The organism is Burkholderia sp. AU45388, from assembly GCF_030481585.1.
Lineage (GTDB): Bacteria > Pseudomonadota > Gammaproteobacteria > Burkholderiales > Burkholderiaceae > Burkholderia > Burkholderia sola.
Genome location: NZ_JAUJPV010000010.1, coordinates 18210 through 36974 on the forward strand (window position 1 = coordinate 18210; position 18765 = coordinate 36974).

17 protein-coding genes are annotated in these 18765 nt (G+C 68.7%); 12 read left to right on the top strand and 5 right to left on the bottom strand.

The genetic code is table 11. The features are described 5' to 3' along the window. Positions 1-267 precede the first annotated feature (267 nt). The 12 genes from QZM72_RS17730 (at position 268) to QZM72_RS17785 (ending at position 10832) form a co-directional block, all read left to right on the top strand. Positions 268-450, top strand: a complete 183-nt coding sequence (locus QZM72_RS17730; protein WP_059573845.1) for a Flp family type IVb pilin — start codon at positions 268-270, stop codon at positions 448-450. Between the two features lie 89 nt (positions 451-539). Then, entirely contained in the window at positions 540-1022 is a 483-nt protein-coding gene (locus QZM72_RS17735; protein ID WP_301738785.1) for a prepilin peptidase, read from the top strand. Between the two features lie 17 nt (positions 1023-1039). After that, entirely contained in the window at positions 1040-2080 is a 1041-nt protein-coding gene (gene cpaB / locus QZM72_RS17740; protein ID WP_301738786.1) for a Flp pilus assembly protein CpaB, read from the top strand. 63 nt (positions 2081-2143) lie between these two features. Continuing rightward, a complete protein-coding gene (locus QZM72_RS17745) occupies positions 2144-3526 on the top strand; it encodes a type II and III secretion system protein family protein (RefSeq protein WP_301738787.1) in 1383 nt (460 codons plus the stop codon). A 14-nt stretch (positions 3527-3540) separates the two neighbouring features. Further along, positions 3541-3924: a CpaD family pilus assembly lipoprotein gene (locus QZM72_RS17750; protein WP_301738788.1), complete on the top strand. Its 384-nt coding sequence runs from the start codon at positions 3541-3543 to the stop codon at positions 3922-3924. A 21-nt stretch (positions 3925-3945) separates the two neighbouring features. Continuing rightward, entirely contained in the window at positions 3946-5169 is a 1224-nt protein-coding gene (locus QZM72_RS17755; RefSeq protein WP_301738790.1) for an AAA family ATPase, read from the top strand. Then, complete coding sequence (locus tag QZM72_RS17760; protein ID WP_301738791.1) at positions 5166-6608, top strand: CpaF family protein; 1443 nt, start codon at positions 5166-5168, stop codon at positions 6606-6608. The genes QZM72_RS17755 and QZM72_RS17760 overlap by 4 nt, the downstream gene beginning before the upstream one ends. After that, positions 6605-7582, top strand: coding sequence for a type II secretion system F family protein (locus QZM72_RS17765; RefSeq protein WP_301738792.1), 978 nt, complete (start codon positions 6605-6607; stop codon positions 7580-7582). The genes QZM72_RS17760 and QZM72_RS17765 overlap by 4 nt, the downstream gene beginning before the upstream one ends. After that, entirely contained in the window at positions 7579-8520 is a 942-nt protein-coding gene (locus QZM72_RS17770; RefSeq protein WP_301738793.1) for a type II secretion system F family protein, read from the top strand. Before QZM72_RS17765 ends, QZM72_RS17770 begins: the two co-directional genes overlap by 4 nt. Then, complete coding sequence (locus QZM72_RS17775) at positions 8517-9374, top strand: lipopolysaccharide assembly protein LapB (protein WP_089467159.1); 858 nt, start codon at positions 8517-8519, stop codon at positions 9372-9374. Before QZM72_RS17770 ends, QZM72_RS17775 begins: the two co-directional genes overlap by 4 nt. Continuing rightward, positions 9371-9799, top strand: a complete 429-nt coding sequence (locus tag QZM72_RS17780) for a TadE/TadG family type IV pilus assembly protein (protein WP_089467160.1) — start codon at positions 9371-9373, stop codon at positions 9797-9799. Before QZM72_RS17775 ends, QZM72_RS17780 begins: the two co-directional genes overlap by 4 nt. Beyond that, positions 9792-10832 carry a TadG family pilus assembly protein gene (locus QZM72_RS17785; protein ID WP_301738794.1) on the top strand — a complete coding sequence of 347 codons (1041 nt, stop codon included), beginning with the start codon at positions 9792-9794 and terminating at the stop codon, positions 10830-10832. Before QZM72_RS17780 ends, QZM72_RS17785 begins: the two co-directional genes overlap by 8 nt. On the opposite strand, the gene QZM72_RS17790 is transcribed toward QZM72_RS17785, so the two are convergent. From QZM72_RS17790 to QZM72_RS17810, 5 genes are all read right to left on the bottom strand, one after another. After that, positions 10796-11986: a glycosyltransferase family 87 protein gene (locus tag QZM72_RS17790; RefSeq protein WP_301738912.1), complete on the bottom strand. Its 1191-nt coding sequence runs from the start codon at positions 11984-11986 to the stop codon at positions 10796-10798. The genes QZM72_RS17785 and QZM72_RS17790 overlap by 37 nt on opposite strands. 102 nt (positions 11987-12088) lie before the next feature. After that, a complete protein-coding gene (locus tag QZM72_RS17795) occupies positions 12089-13165 on the bottom strand; it encodes a glycosyltransferase family 2 protein (protein ID WP_301738795.1) in 1077 nt (358 codons plus the stop codon). Positions 13166-13434: 269 nt separating this feature from the next. Beyond that, entirely contained in the window at positions 13435-15252 is a 1818-nt protein-coding gene (gene glmS, locus QZM72_RS17800) for a glutamine--fructose-6-phosphate transaminase (isomerizing) (protein ID WP_089467163.1), read from the bottom strand. A gap of 49 nt (positions 15253-15301) precedes the next feature. Beyond that, positions 15302-16390: a hypothetical protein gene (locus tag QZM72_RS17805; RefSeq protein WP_089467164.1), complete on the bottom strand. Its 1089-nt coding sequence runs from the start codon at positions 16388-16390 to the stop codon at positions 15302-15304. A 92-nt stretch (positions 16391-16482) separates the two neighbouring features. After that, entirely contained in the window at positions 16483-18621 is a 2139-nt protein-coding gene (locus QZM72_RS17810; protein WP_301738796.1) for a hypothetical protein, read from the bottom strand. Positions 18622-18765: the final 144 nt, after the last annotated feature.

The window sequence follows — 18765 nt, forward strand, 5'->3', positions numbered from 1 at the left end:
CAAAAAAAATTGTCTATACCCTAGACGAACGGCTTGATCCGCATCGTACCGAGGCGGGCAGGCAACAAGCGAGCGCGGGTAATGGCGGATTCCATTGCCGCCGAACTCGCGTAGCAGCGATCGAAAGGATTCCGGGGGATGCGAACGGCCCGTTGCCAGGCCTGCCGTATGAGTCGTGAATGGGCGAAACGCAGTGAACGCCGCCGAAGCAACGCCGCGTCTTTACATTCAACGGTCGATCAACGACCCCGTCACACGGAGGTTGTCATGCTGCACTACGTCAAATCCCTGCTGCGTGATGAACGCGGCGTCAGCTCGCTCGAATATGCGGTGCTCGCCGGCATCGTCGTCGTCGCGCTGGCGGCGGTCGGGGTGATACTGAGCAGCAACACCGGGGGCCTGCCTGCCGTGTTCACATCGCTGATGAACAAGGTCACGGCGCTGATCTGATCTCCCTGAACCCGCGCGCCGCCGACGAACACACGGATCCGCAGCGGTACGACGTATCCAGCCGGGGCGCGCCGACGGACGGCTCTCCGATGCTCCATCTCGTACAGTCGGCGGCGACGCTCGTGCTGATGTCGCTCGTGCTGCAGGACGTGCGCACGCGGCGCCTGTCCAACCGCACGGTGCTCGCGTTCGCGATGCTGTATTTCGTCGCGGCCGCGCTCGCGCGTGAAGGGCTCGCCCAGCTCGCCGCTCACGTCGCGACCGCCGCGGCGATGCTGCTGCTGTTCGCCGGACTGCGTCACGCCGGCTGGATCGGCGGCGGCGACGTGAAACTGGCGGCGGCCGTCTTCCTGTGGGCCGGCCCGGCGCTCGCATTCCCGGTGTTGACGATCGTCGCGGCGAGTGGCCTCGCATGCGGCCTGGCCATGCTCGCGGCCGTTGCGTGGCAGCGTCGCCGTATCGCGCCGTCGCCTGCGATCGACACGCGCGGCGTGCCGTACGGCATCGCGCTCTCGCTCGGCGGCGCACTGGCCGTCTGGGCGCCGTTTCCTCACGCGGTTTCGCTCACCTAGCGGGGACGCACGCCGCCATGCCCAAACCTCTGAGAATGGCCGTGCTGATCATTGCTGCCGCCATCGGTGCGTTCCTCCTGCGCCAGCTCTATGTCGCCGCGTCGACGCCGTCGGCGTCCGGCGCGGCAAGCGACGTCAACGTGCGCGTCGCGGCGGCCGATCTGCCCGAAGGGCTGCTGCTGCGCGACAACGATCTCGCGTGGAAGCGCATGCCGCTCGCGCAGGTGCCGGCCGGTGCCTTCGTCGAATCCCAGCCGGGCGCGGATCTCAAGGGCGCGCTGCTGCGCAACCGCGTGGACGCCGGTGCGCCGATTCGCGCGGACAACGTGATCCCGGCCGGCGCGCCGGATTTTCTCGCGGCGGCGCTGCAACCCGGCATGCGCGCGATCTCGGTGCCGGTCGACGACGTATCGGGCAACGCGGGGCTGATCCAGCCTGGCGACTTCGTCGACGTCGTGCTCACGCAGCAGATCGGCGGCTCCGCGACGACGCCCGGCACGTTCGAAGCCGAGACGGTCGTGCGCCGCGCGCGCGTGCTCGCGGTCGGCTCGGAATTCCAGCGCGCGAAGGCGGCCGCGAGCGCACCCGACGCGCCGGTGCGTGCGCGCACGGTCACGCTCGAGGTCGCGCCGCGCACCGCGCAGGTCGTGCTGGTCGCGACACGCCTCGGTTCGCTGTCGCTCGCGCTGCGCAGCTTCGCGACGAGCGACCGCCATCAGGCGGCGGGCGGCGACGAACAGGAGCCCGATACGCCGCCGGTGTGGGCCGGCGACGTATCGCGCGCGTTCCGCGACGCGACGCGCGCGCCGTCGGCGAAGACCGACACGGGCATGCGGCCCGCACCGCAGGGCAACACGGTCGTGATCTATCGCGGCTCGTCGGTGGACGACGGCTCGCGTGGCGGTAGCGGCGGTGGCGTCGGCATGCCGGGCGTTCCGCCGCTGCCGTCCGGCTGGCCGAGCACGCCGGGCACGCCGGTTGCACCGGCCGCGCCGGCGGTGGGCAATGCGGCTGCCGACACGGCGGCGCAAGTGCCGCGGGCGGCGGTCGCGCAGTGACGCGATGACGAGATGTCGATTCGGAACCGGCCGCCCGGCGGCTGGCATTTGACGGGAACACGCATGGTGCGCATGGTTCGTTGGATCGCTTTCTGGTGCCTGGCCGCGCTCGTCGCGCCGGGCGTCGCGTTCGCGCAGCGCGCGCAGGCGGCGGACGCCAGCGCGGCGTTGTCGATCGCGACCGGCAAGGGCGAGATGCTGTCGCTGCCGGAACCCGCGACCGCGATGTTCGTCGCGGACCCGAGCATCGCGGACATCCAGGTGCCGTCGCCGCGCACCGTGTTCGTGTTCGGCAAGAAGGCCGGCACGACCACGCTGATCGCGCTCGGCGCGAATCATCGGCCGATCCTGCGCCGGACCGTGATCGTGCAGGTCGACACCGCGTCGCTGCAAACGGTGCTCGACAGCCGCTTTCCGCAATTGAAGCTGTCGGTGTCCGGCGCGCCGGGCTCGCTGATGGTGTCGGGCAAGGTGCCGAGCGCGGCCGACGCGGACGCCGTGATGCAGTCGCTCGCGCCTTACGTGAACGACAAGGAAAAGATCGTCAACCGTCTCACGCTGTCGCGCCCGATCCAGGTGAACTTGCGCGTGCGCGTGACGGAGGTGAGCCGCAACGTCACGCAGCAGCTCGGCATCAACTGGAGCTCGCTCGGCGCGGCCGGCAACTTCATCGGCGGGCTGTTCAACGGACGCACGCTGTTCGACCCGACGAACCGGCTGTTCAACCTGTCGCCAACCGGCGCGTACTCGGTGGCGGGCGGTTTCCATACGGGGCGCTGGTCGATCGACGTCGTGCTCGACGCGCTCGATCAGGAAGGGCTGATCACGATGCTCGCGGAGCCGAACCTCACCGCGATGTCCGGGCAGACGGCGAGCTTCCTCGCGGGCGGCGAGATTCCGATTCCGGTCGCGCAGGCCGGCAACACGACCGGCGCGATCTCGGTCGAGTTCAAGCCGTTCGGCGTGTCGCTCGACTTCACGCCGACCGTGCTCGCCGACAACCGGATCAGCCTGAAGGTGCGCCCGGAGGTGAGCGAGGTCGACCCGAACAACAGCGTGACGACCGGCGGCATCACGGTGCCGGGGCTCACCGTGCGGCGCGTCGAGACGACGGTCGAGCTGTCGAGCGGGCAGAGTTTCGCGATCGGCGGGCTGTTGCAGAGCCAGACGGCCAATACCGTGTCGCAGATCCCGGGGCTCGGCCGGCTGCCGATCATCGGCCGGCTGTTTTCGTCGAAGAACTTCCAGGACAACAAGACCGAGGTCGTCGTGATCGTGACGCCGTACATCGTGCAGCCGACCGGGCCCGGCCAGCTCGAGCAGGCGATCGACACCGTCGCGCGGCCGAGCAGCGACCTCGAGTTCGCGATCCAGCGCAATCTCGGGCTTGACCTGCTGACCGGCGACACGCCGCGTCTCGTCGGCGCGGCGGGCTTCGTGTACTGACCGGAGGAGCACGCATGCGAGTCCGAACCCTGTTCACCGCGCCGTTGCCGCTGGCGCTCGCGGCCTGCCTGTCGACGCCGCCGCCGATCAACCTGCCCGATGCGCGCGCGATCGGCTTCGACGGCGTCCGTGCGGTGCCGCCCGACTGCGCGAAGCTGATGCAGCCGTCGCATCTCGTCGACGCCGGCTTCGGGCGTCCCGGCGTGCCGTTCGGTTGCGCGACCTACACGAATCTCGCGACGATGCTCGCGCGGCCGGAAGACCTCGTTGCGCCCGTGCCGTACGGCGGCGCCGACGCGCAAGTCGCGGCCGACGCGGTGCGCCGCTACGTCGAGGATCGCGTGAAGCAGCCCGCGCCGGGCAAGACGCTGACGACGACCGGCTCGCCCGGCCATTGACCCACTTCCGATGCGATCGCGATGCCGCCCATGAACGTCCTCGACCGCCAGAACGCCAAGCAAGCCGCCTCCGCCGGAGCGGCGGACCTCATCGCGGTCGTGTCCGATGCCGGCAGCGAGGATGTGATCCGCCGCGTCGCGCAGGACCTGTCGATCACGCGCGCCCACGTGCAGCCGGGCAACTGCGACGACGCGATCCGGCTGCTGCAGCAGCACGAGCGCTCGCCGCGCCAGCTGATCGTCGACGTGTCGGATTCGGTGCTGCCGGTGTCCGACCTGATGCGGCTCGCGGACGTATGCGATCCGTCGGTGCGGGTCGTCGCGATCGGCACGCAGAACGACGTCGGGCTGTTCCGCAACCTGCTGGGCATCGGCGTGCAGGACTACATCGTGAAGCCGCTGACCGTCGAGCTGATGCGGCGCGCGCTGACCATGACGGAGTCGGTCGTGCAGGGGCGCACCGGCAAGATCGTCAGCTTCGTCGGCGCGCGCGGCGGCGTCGGCACGACAACGATCGCGGTCAGCCTCGCGCGCTGCCTGGCGGGCGAGAAGCGGCGGCGCGTCGCCTACGTCGACCTGAACCTGCACGGCGGCGGCGCGAACTCGATGCTCGGGCTGTCGAGCAACAACGGGCTGATCGAGTTGCTGAACATGGAACGGCGCCCCGACGACGCGCTGTTCGACCGCATGTTCGTCACGAAGGGCGACCGCCTGCACATGCTGTCGGCCGAACTCGCGTACGGCGAGGACGCGCTGCTGCGCGACGATGCGATCGCGCAGCTCGTCGACATGCTGAAGGACCGCTTCCATTACGTGCTGTTCGACGTGGGCGTTCGCGCCGGCAAGCTGTTCGAGGATGCGCTGACGGCATCCGATCTCGCCTATATCGTCGCCGATCGGTCGGTGCACGCCGCGTACGAAACCGCGCGGCTGGCGCGCTTCGTGAAGGAAATGCCGGGCGAACGAATGCTGTCGATGGTGCTGAACAATCCGCTCGAGCCGGTCAAGGGGCGCGTCGCGCCGACCGATTTCGAGGACGCGTTCGGCGGCGTGCGATTGCGCGAGCTGCCGCACGACGCGCAGTCGCTCGCGATCGCGGAGAACCTCGGCGAGCCGATCGAAGGCTCGAAACGCCGCGGTTTCCTGGACGAGATCCGGCTGCTCGCGAACGGCATCACCGGCGAATCGATGGCCGTCGCCGAGCCGTGGTATGCGCGCTTCGTCAAATGGAGGAAGGGATCGTGACGTTCGGTACCCGCAAGCAGCTGACGCCGGACCCCGCGCCGGCGGGGTCCCCTGCCGCGCCGCGCGACGAGGCGCCCGCGCCGGCGCCGGCCGCGAGCCCGGTGCCGGCGTCCCTGTCCACGTCCGCACCTTCGGCCGCAGCCGCGCGCGCGGCTGCGACGGCCGATACGCAGGAGGCGCTGATTCGTTCCGGCAAGTTCGATGCGATCCGCACCGCGGTGTTCGCGTCGATGAACATGTCGGCCGCGCTGATGAAGACGCGCGACGAAGTGCGCGCCGGCATCGAACAGGTGGCCGCGCATACGGTCGAGCGCGAGCGCCTGAAGATCACCGCGGGCGAGCAGGTGCTGATCGTCGACGCGATCCTGAACGACATGTTCGGCGTCGGGCCGATCGAGCCGCTGCTCGCCGACGACACCGTGTCCGACATCCTCGTCAACGGCCCCGACCAGGTGTACGTCGAGCGCGCGGGCCGGCTCGAGCTCACGTCGCTGAAGTTTCGCGACAACGCGCACGTGACGAGCGTCGCGCAGCGGATCGCGGCGGCGGTCGGACGCCGCGTCGACGAGAGCAGCCCGATGGTCGATGCGCGGCTCGCCGACGGCAGCCGCGTGAACGTGGTGCTGCCGCCGATCGCGATGCGCGGCGCGTCGATCTCGATCCGCAAGTTCGCGAAGCGCGACATCACGCTCGCGCGGATGGCGCATCAGGGCAACATCTCGCACGCGATGCTGCAGGTCCTGAAGATCGCGTGCGCATGCCGGCTGAACATCGTGATCTCGGGCGGCACCGGGTCGGGCAAGACGACGCTGCTCAACGCGCTGTCGCAGCACATCGAGGAGCACGAGCGAATCGTGACGATCGAGGACGCGGCCGAGCTGCAACTGCTGCAGCCGCACGTGGTGAGCCTCGAAACGCGCCCGGACAATACCGAAGGGCTCGGCGGCATCTCGCAGCGCGATCTCGTGCGCAACGCGCTGCGGATGCGGCCGGATCGCATCATCCTCGGCGAAATCCGCGGCGCGGAGGCGTTCGACGTGCTGCAGGCGATGAACACGGGCCACGACGGCTCGATGACGACGATCCACGCGAACTCGCCGCGCGACGCGATCAGCCGGCTCGAAAGCATGGTCATGATGGCGAATGCGAACCTGCAGCTGTTGTCGATCCGGCGTCAGATCGCGAGCGCCGTGCACCTGTTCGTGCAGATCGAGCGGATGCGCGACGGCGTGCGCCGCGTGACGCGGATCACCGAGATCGTCGGGATGGAAGGCGAGGTGGTCATCACGCAGGATCTGTTCGCGTTCCGCCAGGAAGGCGATACGACGCGCGACGCGGTGAGGGGTGTGTTCGAGGCGTCGTCGCTGCGGCCCGCGTTCGCGCCGCGGGCCGCGTACTACGGCGTCGAGGACGCGCTTTCCGAGGCATTCCGGCAATGAGGGCCGCCGACCTGTTCACGCTCGGCGCGTTCGTCGCGATCCTCGCGGTGGGTCTCGGGCTGTCCGCGTTGCTCGAGCGTGCGCGCCATACGCCGGAGCGGCGCATTCGCGCGCGGCTGCAGCGCCTGGCGCCCGCGCTCGCGGGCCGGGACGCCGGCGAGGCCGCCGGGTCCGGTGTCGCGCTGTTCAACCTGCCGCGCCGGCAAACCCGCATGCGCGCATGGGTGCAGCGCTACGTGACGCGGGTGCGGGCGGTCGGCGGCGAGCGCGGGCTGCGGATCGTCATCGCGAGCACGATCGCCGGCGCGATCGCCGGGATCGTCGCGGTGAAGCTCGTCGCGCTGCCGAGCGTCGTGCATCCGGCGATTTACGCCGGATTGCCGCTGATCGCGATGCGCGCGAGCTACCGCATGCTGGTCGAGCTTTTCCGGCTGCGCTTTCTGGAGGCGTTCCCCGATGCGATCGACCTGATCGTGCGGGCGGTGCGCGCGGGCATTCCGGTCACGCAGGCGATCAGCACGGTCGGCGACAGCGCGGCCGAGCCGGTGCGCTCGACCTTCCGCACGATGGGCGACAGCCTGCGCGTCGGCGCGGATCTGAAGGACGTGCTGACGCACGCGGCGGACCGGCTGATGATCGCGGACTTCTCGTTCTTCACCGTCTACCTGCTGCTGCAGCGCGAGACCGGCGGCAGCCTCGGCGAGACGCTCGACGAGCTGTCGAGCATCATCCGCACGCGTCGCGACATCCGCCTGAAGACGCGCGCGCTGACGGCCGAAGGGCGGATCACGACGAAGATCATCTCGGCGGTGCCGTTCGTGATGATCGGCGCGCTGTTCCTCGTGAACCGCGCGTACGTGATGCTGCTGTTCGACACGCATGCCGGGCGCGTGATGCTGACGACCGCGGTGGTGCTGCTGACGATCGGCCTGCTGGCGATTCACAAGATTTCGAAACTGGATACCGCGCGATGACGATGTCGATGCTGGCCGCCCATGGTCTCGAACTACTGCTGCTGATCGCGTGCGTCGCGGCGGCGCTCGCGACGCCGGGCGGCGGCACGCGCCGGCGGATCGCCGTGCGCGTGCAGCAGGCCGCCGGACAGCGGCCGCCGTCGGTGGCAGGCGGGCGTCTGCCGGGCGACGTGCGTCAGGACCTGACGCGACGGCTCGCGCAGCTCGGCGAGCGGCTGCCCGTGCTCGATCCGATGCAGCGCGCGAAGCTCGGGCTGCAGCTGACGCGCGCGGGCTTTCGCGAACGGCGTGCGGTGTCGTCGATGATCGGCATCAAGCTCAGTTGCGGCGTGCTGTTCGCCGGCGTCGCGATCGTGTTCAGCCCGTATATTCCGCGCTTCGGCGAATACTTCGTGATCCGCGCGGTGGCGATGATCGCCGCGTTCGTGATCGGCGTGATCGTGCCGGAATACGTGCTCGGCGCGATGATCCGGCGCCGCCGCCGCATCATCGCCGCATGCTTTCCGGATGCGCTCGACCTGCTCGTGATCTGCACGATGGCCGGCAACAGCCTCGTGTCGGGCGTGCGGCGCGTCGCACGCGAACTCGAGCGCATCTGCCCGCCGCTCGCCGACGAGCTGACGGTCTGCGCGGACGAGCTGACGCTGAGCGGCAACGTGTCCGAAGCGCTCGCGCATTTCGCGCTCCGCGTCGATTTCCCGTCGGCCCGCTCGCTCGCCACGACGCTCACGCAATCGCAGCGATTCGGCACGCCGATCACGCAGGCGCTGCGCACCCTGTCGCGCAGCGAGCGCACCGAGCAGATCGTCGCGCTCGAGGAACAGGCCGCGAAGCTCGCGCCGAAGATCACGCTGCCGATGATGCTGTTCATCCTGCCGACGGTCGGCCTGATCGCGGCAGGCCCGGCGGCCATCCGCCTGCTCGAGGTGTTCAAATGAAAGGCTTCGTCCCATGCGCGTTCGCTTTCGCGGCCGTGTTGCCGCTGCTGGCCGGTGGCTGCGCGCCGGGCATCCAGACACGGCCGGCGCTGTCGCACAAGAGCGACGACCCGCAGGCCGAATTGCGCATTGCCGACAGCGCGCTGGCCGGCGGCAACGTCGATCTCGCGTCGACGCTGTACGGGAAGGTGCTTGCCCGGCATCCCGACTCGCTCGCGGCGCAACTAGGGCTCGCCGACGTCAACTACCGCGCCGGCGATCTGGAGCGCGCTCGCGTGCTCTACGAGCAGGCGCGGCAGCAGGCGCCCGCGGAACTCGGGCCGCAGGTCGGGCTCGCACGCGTCGCGTTGCGGCAGCGGCGGCTCGACGAGGCCGCCGGACGCTATCGCGCCTTGCTCGCCGCCCAACCGAACCTTCCGCTCGCGGCGGAAGGGCTCGGCACGGTGCTCGACCTGCAGGGCCGCCACGAGGACGCGCAGGCCGTGTACCGGGACGCGCTGCGCGCCCATCCGGACGCGCAGGGGCTGCGCGTCGACCTCGGGCTGTCGCTCGTGTTGAGCAACCGTCCGCGCGAGGGCGTGAACGTGCTGCTCGACGTGGCCGGGCTGCCCGATGCGCCGTGGCAGGCGCGCCAGAATCTCGCGTTCGCGTATGGCGTGCTCGGCAACACCGATTCGGCGAAGAAGCTGCTGTCCGCGGATCTGCCGGCGTCGGCGGTGGCCGACAATCTGCGCGTGTACCAAGCGGTGCGTGCGCAGCTCGCGGCGCGCCCGGCGGCCGATGCGGCGCGGCCGTTGAAGGGCGCCGCGCTCGAGCCGCATACGATGCCACCTGCCGCGGGGGCCGCAAAATGACACGCGCGGCGATGCGCGGCCGCCACGCGCGCGGCGTCGTATCCCTCGAGTTCGTCTTGATGCTGCCGTTCCTGCTGATGGTGCTGATCGGCATCATCGACGTGAGCCTGCTGCTGTGCGACAAGGCCGTGATCACGAACGCGAGCCGCGAAGCCGCGCGGGCCGGCGTCGTGCTGCGCGTGCCGATGCTGACCCCGACGCAGATCGCGAACGTCGCGCTGAGCTATACGCAGAACAGCCTGATCACCGGCGGCACGCCGACGACGCCGACCGTGACCGTGACGCAGGCGAACGGCACGACGGCGGGCACCGCGCTGACGGTCACGGTGACCTACACGTATGCCGGGATGGTGCTCGGTTCGGCATTCAGCGCGCTGACCGGCCCGGTGACGCTCACCGCCAGCTCGGTGATGCTGTATGAATGACGCGGCCGACAAGCCATCCAGCGGCGCGGCGCGCGAGCGTGGCTCCGTCGCGCTGTTCTTCCTGATGTTCCTGATTCCGCTGCTGTCGTTCGGCGCGCTCGCGATCGACATCGCGTGGATCGCCACGGTGCGCAATCAGTTGCAGAATGCCGCGGACGCGGCCGCGCTCGCGGCGGCCGATGCGATGATGTCACCGACCGGCGGGGCGCTGAACTGGTCGCAGGCCGCGCCGGCGGCGAACGGCGTGATCGCGCGGAATTCGGCGGCCGGCGCGCCGCTGGCGACCGGCACGGTGACGGCCGGCTACTGGAACGTGACGCGCACACCGGCGTCGATGCAGCCGACCACGATCACGCCTGGCCCCTACGACGTGCCGGCCGTGCAGGTGACCGTATCGCGCGCGCCGGGCATCAATGGCGGCTCGATTCCGTTGCTGCTCGGCGGGCTGCTGGGCATCCCCGGCGCTTCCGGCGGCGCGACCGCGATCGCGGTGCTCGCCGCGCCGGGCGGTGTCGCGGCGGGCGGGCTCTTTCCGATCGCGATCGACCAGTGCGTGTACAACCAGTACTGGAACGCGGCGACCAACCAGCCGCTGATCAATCCGCTGACGGGTTTGCCGTACGAGTTTTCGATCACGAACGGGCAGACGTACGGCACGCTGTGCATGGGCGGCCAGTGGACGTCGTTCCAGTCGACCGCGACCGACACGACGACGATGAGCGGCCTGATGGTGACCGGCAACCCGACCACGCTCAATATCGGCGACAGCATCTATCTCGCGACCGGCGTGAAGGCGACGCTCTATACGTCGGTGCCGGTCGGCACGACGGTCGTGCTGCCGGTCGTCACGCAGACGTCGAGCAGCACCTACGTGCCGATCGTCGCGTTCGCCGCATTCCGCATCGACGTGTCGCTGGGCGGCACCTACAAGTACATCCAGGGGCACTTCGTCGCCGGTGTGAAGATGACCGGCGTCGCGACGGGCGTCGGGCCGTATTACGGCGTGTACGTACCGCCGCGGCTCGCGTTGTAAGCGGTAAGCGCGTCGTGCCGTGCGCGGCGCAGCAGCATCAGCAGTGCGAAGAGCGTCACGGCCGGGCCGACTTGCGGCAGTTGCAGCCACGGGTTCAGGTATTCGGCGATCGGCAGTGCCCACATCAGCGCGATCGCGGCCTGTTCGCCGCGCAGCCAGCCGTCGCGCCAGCCGATCGACAGCATGCAGGCGATCGCGATCGCGAGCCACGCGAGTTCGTAGTGCCACACGTACGGGTTCGCCACGAGCGTCGCGACCGCCTGGACGGCCGCGCGCACGCGGGTGTCGCGCGATTGCGTCCAGACGATGCACGCGGCGGCGATCGCGATCGCGGCGATGCCGGCATGGGCGGCATACGCGGCGCCGAGCGGCACGCCCGCGAGGCGGAACGCCGCGAACGGCGTCGGCGACGCGAGCCAGAACACGACGCCATGCTCCAGGATGATCGAACGGACGAGGCCGGCGCTCGCGACGAACAGGCGCAGCGACGCGACGCCGCAGACCAGCACGCTGGACGCGACGAATGCGCCCGTCGCGAGCGCGGCCCACATGATCGTGCGCCAGGCGCGCACGGCGACCAGCACGAACGGAAACAACAGCGCCATCTGCGGCTTGACCGACAGCAGCGCGATGCAGAGGCCGGCCCACAGCGGCCGCCGGTCGGCCCAATACACGGCGAGCGCCGCACACGATGCGGTCAGGAACGCGTTCTGCCCGAGCGTCGTGGTGACGAACACGCACGGCGCGGCGATCAGCGCGAATGCGACGGCGCGCGCCGCGCCGGGAATCGCGCGGAGGCCGGATACGCGCCACGCGGCGAGGCCGAGCATGAACACGCCGAACGCGACGAACAGCGGATAACCGAGCGCGAACGGCAGCAGCGCCAGTGGCGTCACGAGCAGCAGATAGGTGGGCGGGTACAGCCACGGCGCAAAGACGTCGCGAGGCAGGTGCGGGAACAGCCCGGTCATCAGTCGCGAGAATGCGGACAAATCGTACGCCTGCGATGGCGCGCCGTGCAGCATGACGTACGACGCGGACCAGAACACCGAGAAATCGGCGCCCGGGCGCGGCATCACGCCGCCGGTGGCGGACGCGTGACGCGCCACCGCGGTCCAGATCGCAATGAATACCGCGTACGACATCAGCACCATCGCGCTGTACAGGACGACGCGTCGCGGCGTGAGCCACGCGACGACCGGCCGCTCGGCCGGGCGTGTCGATTGCCGGAGGATGTCCAATTGACGCGCCCGGTGCTACTTGAACGACGTCTTGCGGGCGGCGATGCCCACGGCCGCCGGCGTCGCGGCCCGGCGCCGCGCCGCGTGCGCGCGCTTGAGCGGAAACGGCAGCAGCTTCGATGCCGGTCGCGCGGCCGCATCGCGCTCGGCTCGGTAGTGCCGCCTCACGAGATAGACGGGGCGTTGCTTCGATTCGTGATAGATCCGGCCGAGGTATTCGCCGATCACGCCGATGCCGATCAGCTGGATGCCGCCGACGAACAGCACGACGGAAATCAGCGACGGGTAGCCGTGCACCGGATTGCCGTACAGCAGCGTGCGCGCGACGATGAACGCGCCATACGCGAGCGACAGCATCGCGAACGTGAGGCCGATATACGTCCACACGCGCAGCGGCACCGTGCTGAAGCTCGTGATGCCTTCCAGCGCGAAATTCCAGCGCCGCCATCCGGAGAATTTCGAGCGGCCGCCGCTACGCGCCGCGCGCGTGTATTCGACGATCTCGGTACGGTAGCCGACCCACGCGAACAGCCCTTTCATGAAGCGCCGCCGTTCCGGCAACGCACGCAGCGCGTCGACGACCTCGCGGTCCATCAGCCGGAAATCGCCGACGTTCTCCGGCATCTCGACTTCGGAGAGCCGGTTGTGCACGCGGTAGTAGAGCGCGGCGGCCACGCGCTGCATCAGCGGGTCGCACAGGCGGTCGGTGCGCTTCGCGGCGACGACCTCGGCGCCTGCGCGCCAGCGTTCGAGCATCGCGGGAATCAGCGCGGGCGGGTCCTGCAGGTCGGCGTCGATCAGGATCACGGCCGCGCCGGCCGCTTCGTCGAGGCCCGCGGTGAGCGCCGCTTCCTTGCCGAAGCGGCGTGTGAGATCCACGACGTGCATGCGCGGGTCGCCGGCGGCGACCGCGAGCAGCCGGTCCAGCGTGCCGTCGCGGCTGCCGTCGTTGACGCAGACGATCTCGAAGCGCGCCGACGCGACCGATTCGAGAACGGGCAGCGTTTCGGCAAAAAATGCGTCGATCGTTTCTTCTTCGTCGTGAAAAGGCACGACGAGCGATATCAGCGGCTTCCTGGCTTGCGTCGACACGTGGCGGCCCCCCGGAGAGATTCGGCCTGCGTTGCGCGGTAGGTTTGCGTTGTCGTTTGCCGAACGGGGCGACCCGATTCGGGGCGAAGGCGGCCCGGCCGGCCTTTTCACCGTGGACTGGACGACATGGGCTCTCAATATTGTACGAAGTATTCGGGATTCGACAAGGCACGAATCGAGAACGCGGCGTGCAGCGTGCAGCGCGCAGCGCGGGCCCGGTCGCTCGGTCGGCGACCTTCAAGGGCCCGCGTGCGTCACGGCACCACTCGTCACTCCACCGTCACCGATTTCGCCAGGTTCCTCGGCTTGTCGATATCCGCGCCCCGCAGGCACGCCGCGTGATAGGCGAGCAACTGCAACGGCACGACGTGCAGAATCGGCGACAACAACCCGTAGTAGTCCGGCATGCGCAGCACCGACACGCCTTCGCCGTTGTCGATCCGCGTATCGGCATCCGCGAACACATAAAGCTGGCCGCCGCGTGCGTGCACTTCCTGCATGTTCGACTTGAGCTTTTCCAGCAGCGCATCGTTCGGCGCGATCGTCGCAACGGGCATCGTATGCGTGACGAGCGCCAGCGGCCCGTGTTTCAGCTCGCCGGCCGGATACGCTTCCGCGTGGATATACGAAATCTCCTTCAGCTTCAACGCGCCTTCGAGCGCGATCGGGTAGTGCAGCCCGCGCCCGAGAAACAGCGCGTTTTCATGCTGCGAGAATTCCGCCGCCCAGCGCGCGATCTGCGGCTCCAGCCCCAGCACGTCGTCGAGCGCGCCCGGCAGGCGCCGCAACTGCGTCGTATAGCGCGCGAGTTGCGCATCGTCGACGTAGCCGCGCAGCCGCCCGAGCGTGACGGCGAGAATGAACAGCGCGACGAGCTGCGTCGTGAACGCCTTGGTCGACGCGACGCCGATTTCCGGGCCGGCCCGCGTCAGGAAGCGCAGGCCGGTCTGGCGCATCATCGCGCTGGTCGGCACGTTGCAGATCGCCAGCGTGTCGATATGGCCGAGCGCCTGCGCATACTTGAGCGCGGCGAGCGTGTCGGCGGTCTCGCCGGATTGCGACACGCTGACCACCAGCGTGTTGGGCATCGCGAGCGCGTCGCTGTAGCGGTATTCGCTCGCGATCTCGACCTGCGCGGGAAGGCGCGCGATCGTCTCGAGCCAGCGGCGTGCAGTCAGGCCGGCGTAGTGGCTCGTGCCGCATGCGAGGATCAGCACGTTGTCGATCTGCTCGAATGCGCGCGCGGCGTCGGGACCGAATACGGCCGGATCGAACAGTCCGGCATCGGGTATCGTCGCGGCCACGGCCTGCGGCTGCTCGAAAATTTCCTTCTGCATGAAATGCCGGTACGGCCCGAGCTCGACCACGCCTTGCACGGACGGAACGGTCTGGATCGCGCGTTCGATCGGCGTGCCGGTGCGATCGAGCACGCGCACGCCGCCCGGCGTCAGTTCGACGATGTCGCCTTCCTCGAGAAAGATGAAGCGGTCGGTGATGCCGGCGAGCGCGAGCGCGTCGGACGCGAGAAAGCATTCGCCGTCCTTCACGCCGACGACGAGCGGCGAGCCGGCCCGCGCGCCGATCAGCCGCTGCGGCTCGTGCTTGCTGAACACCGCGATCGCATAGGCGCCGCGCAGTTGCGAGGTCGCGTCGCGTACGGCGGCGAGCAGGTCGCCGCGATACTTGCTGTGGATCAGGTGCGCGACCACCTCGGTGTCGGTCTGGCCGTCGAATTCGTAGTGTTCGCCGGATAGTTGCTTGCGCAACGTTTCGTGATTCTCGATGATGCCGTTGTGCACGAGCGCGATTTCGTCGCGCGAGAAGATCGGATGGGCGTTGCAGGTCGCCGGCGCGCCGTGGGTGGCCCAGCGCGTGTGCGCGATGCCGGTGCTGCCGGCCAGGCCGGCACTGCGCACGTGGGCGTCGAGATCGGCGACGCGCGACATGCTGCGCTCGCGGCGTGCCTGGCCGTCGACGACCGTCGCCACGCCGCATGAATCGTAGCCGCGATATTCAAGGCGGCGCAAACCTTCAATCAGAATCGGGACGATGTCCCGTTGCGCGACCGCGCCGACGATGCCACACATGACACGTCTCCTTCCCTGTAGATTCCCCCGGACCGTGCGCACGCGTGGATCAGCGTGACGCGGTCTCCGTTGTCGCCGCCGTCGTGAAGCCGCATTTCGCGGGCGCGACCGGGTCGGCCATCCGGCTTTCGAATGCCAGGTAAAGCGCTTCCTCCAGAACGTTCCAGTGTGCGCCGTGCCGGTACGGGCCCGATAGCGCATGCCAGCACGCGACCGTGTTCCTGTCGTTCATCTTGAGTGCGACCAGTGCGATCAAGCCCCACGGATAATCGGAGCTGGCGAGTTGCAGCCAGGTCTTGCCGTACTTATGCATCCACTGCGCGTAGATCGCATCGTTCGATTGCTGCGGAACCTGAATGCCCGACAGGAGCGGAAAGATCTGCGCCACTTTCGCCGGATAGAAGGTCGTGTCGCTGATGCGCTGCGTGCTCGCGCGAAAGCCGGACTGCGTGCCGCGCCAGAACACCTTCAGGATCGCGGACGCGAGCCGGTCGGCGCGCTGGCTCCACGGGCCGGCGCGCGTGTAGTCGCCACGCCGCACGTAATACGCGGCGAGCGCCTGGAACGCGCTGTGTACCTCGACGTTGTCCATCAGCAGGGCGACGTGCAGCGTCGACGAGATCTGATACACGCCTGCGGGCTTGCCGAGCAGCGTGTCCAGATGCGCACCGGCGCGATTCAGGCTGAGTTCCCATGCGGCGGGCAGGCCGTCGGGCGGCGCGAAGCGGGCGAGCAGTTCGATCCAGGTCGCCATCATCGCGTCGTCGGCGTCGGCTTCCGCGCAGGCGCTGTACTGGCCGCTCTTGATGCAGTAGCGATCGAAGCCGCCGTCCGGACGCTGGCGCGGCAGCAACCATGCGATCCATGCGAGCGCGGCCTGACGGGCGTCGAGCCCCGCGTCGGCGGCGCCGAGCAGGGCCTTCGCCGCGAAATAGGGATCGATGCCGGCGCCGTTCAGACGCACGGTGATCGCGCCGTCGGGGCGTTGGTAGCGTCCGCTGAGCTGGAGTTCGGCGGCGCTCGCGTGCGGTGCGACGCCGCAGGCGGCGACACAGCAGGCGATGCACCACGAGCGGCATAGCCGGGCGATGGCCGCCGCGCGTGCGCGGGCAGCCGGGAAAAGCGCGGGCCGGTTCATGATGGGGGGCTCCTGCGCGGTGGTCCTGCGCAAATTCCGCCGGGCGCGGCGTTGGCCGCGGCGCGCGCCGGCGGGTGGGTCGATGTCGCGGCTCAGTGCACCTTGGCGCTGGTGAACTTGAGGCTGGTGCCGCTGTTCGCGGTCACGAGCCAGTACGTCGAGTCGGTGATGACGACGCTGCCGAAGCCTTGCGTGATCAACGGCAGCCCGAAGGCTTTCTTCGGCAGCAGCCACGTCATGTTCGCGAGGCTGGCCGGGTGGCTGGCGGAGAACGCCCAGCCGCTGCCCGTATCGGTGGCCGACCACGTGACGTTCAGGCGTGCACGATCGAAGATCGTGATGTCGCTCATCGTGTACCACTTGAACTGCCCCGTGAGCTTCAGCATGTTGGCCTGGTTGAAGATCGCGGACAGCGTCGACGTGTAGGACGACGCGCCGAGCGGGTGGGCATAGATCAGCCGGCTCGTGCGGTTCGCGACGACGAAGTTCATCAGCGATGCATACCAGTTGTTCACGTCGGCGGTCGGCACCGCGTACTGCTGGAATTCCTCGAACGTCGCGTACTTGCCGAACGGCATCACCGGGTAAGCCCAGAGGCCCGGGTTCAACAGTACGCCGTTGCGGTATGCGCGGGTCGGCGCCGAGCCGGTGTGGCCGGTGAAGTAATAGCCGTTGAAGCCGTTGCTTTCGAGCCAGTTGACCGACCACGTCGGCGTGTTGCCTTCCGGCGCCGCGTACTCGACATCGGGCAAGCCCGTCGCTGCCTGGACGGCCTGGTGGTTCATCGCCAGGTACTGCGTGAACGTGCTCGCGTTCGTTTCGCTCGCATTCGCCCCCCAGTAGTCGTGGATCCAGCCGCCGTGGCTGCCGACGCGATGGCCCTTGCTCACGAAATACTTGAGCAGATTCTGCGCGGTCGGGTTGTTGGCGAGATTGATGCCGCCACCGTCGCCGAAGGCCGCTTCATCGGGGCCTGCCGTGATCACGAGCGAGAACGGCCCGTTGTTCCACACGCCGAGATTCTTCAGCTGAAGCGCCGGCTGGATCTGGTCGCCCGCGCAGAAGTGCCAGTTGAACACGAGCCCCGCCATCGCCTTCGGCAGCGGCGACAGCGACGGCAGGTTCAGCATCTGCGTGCCGAAATAATGCAGGTAGCCGTGAATCAGCATGCCGTCGGTCTGGCCGTCGAGGTAGGCGAGCGGCAGATTGACGAACAGCACGCCGCCGTTGCCGTACGCGTTGTAGCCGGACACCAGCCCGAAGGTCGGCGAGGTGAGGATCGTCGTGCCGGTGTACGTTCCCTGCGTGACGAAGCTCGGATAGGTGAGGAAGCCGTACACGTAGCCGGAGATCCCTTCTAGCGTGTCGGTGGTGGTGGCGAGCGTCGACGCGAGCGCGGTGGCCGTCTTGCCGGTCGACGTGCTCAGCAGCGAATTGGCCGTATACGTCGTGGTCTTCTTCAGCTTGCCGGTCACGGTGCCGGTCAGCTTCGGGGCCGTCTGGTTCAGCACGCCGCTGCCGGTGGATGGCGTCGTGTACTGGAACCATGCGCCGTGGTTGTAGTTGGCAAGGCCGCCGGGGTTCGACGGGCTCGCGGCCAGGAACTGCGCGGTGCCCGATGTCGAATTCGTCGTCGTGCCCGAGGTGCTCGTCGATGCGAGCGCAGTCGCGGTCGTGGTGGTCGGCGACGTCGTGGTCCACGCCATCGACTTGCCGGGGGGCACCTGGAGCGTGCGCAGCCAGCTGCTCATGCCGGTTACGTTGCCCAGACCGATCATGTTGCCGCCGTATTGGTCATACAGGACGTAGTCCACGCCGGCCATGCTGCTGAAGCGCGATTTCGGGCTGACGTAGAAGCCGGCCGAATTCAGCACGCCGAAATCGTAGACGAGCATCACCTTGCCGCCGTTCAGCGTGTAGTTCTGAATCGCCGTCACGAGTGCGTCGGAGGCCGTCGTATGCACCTGATCGGGAAGGATTAGGCCCGGATACTGCGATAGCGTCGCGCCGGCCGCCATGAACTGGCTGTCGGTCATCACCTTGATCTGCAGCCCTTCCTCCTGGGCACTGTCGAGCCATGCGGATACGCGCGAATCGGGCAGCGTCAGCGTATCGGGCACCAACAGGAGAAGCTGGTTGGTGGCCGCCTGAACGCCGCCCGGACTGAATGCGAACGCGAGCGCGAACAGCGCGAACAGGATCCGCAAGAACTTGCCTGACTTTGCCAACATGGTGTGCTCCTCGCTCAAGGAATGGGGGCGGGCGGCAGCCGGGATACGCGTGCCGCCAGGTCGAGCATTCCAGCCCCGTAGGTGTGTGCGGCTGTCCGGTTCGTCGGGTATCGAGCGGTGCGTGTCAGGCGGTCCGGCCGCGCC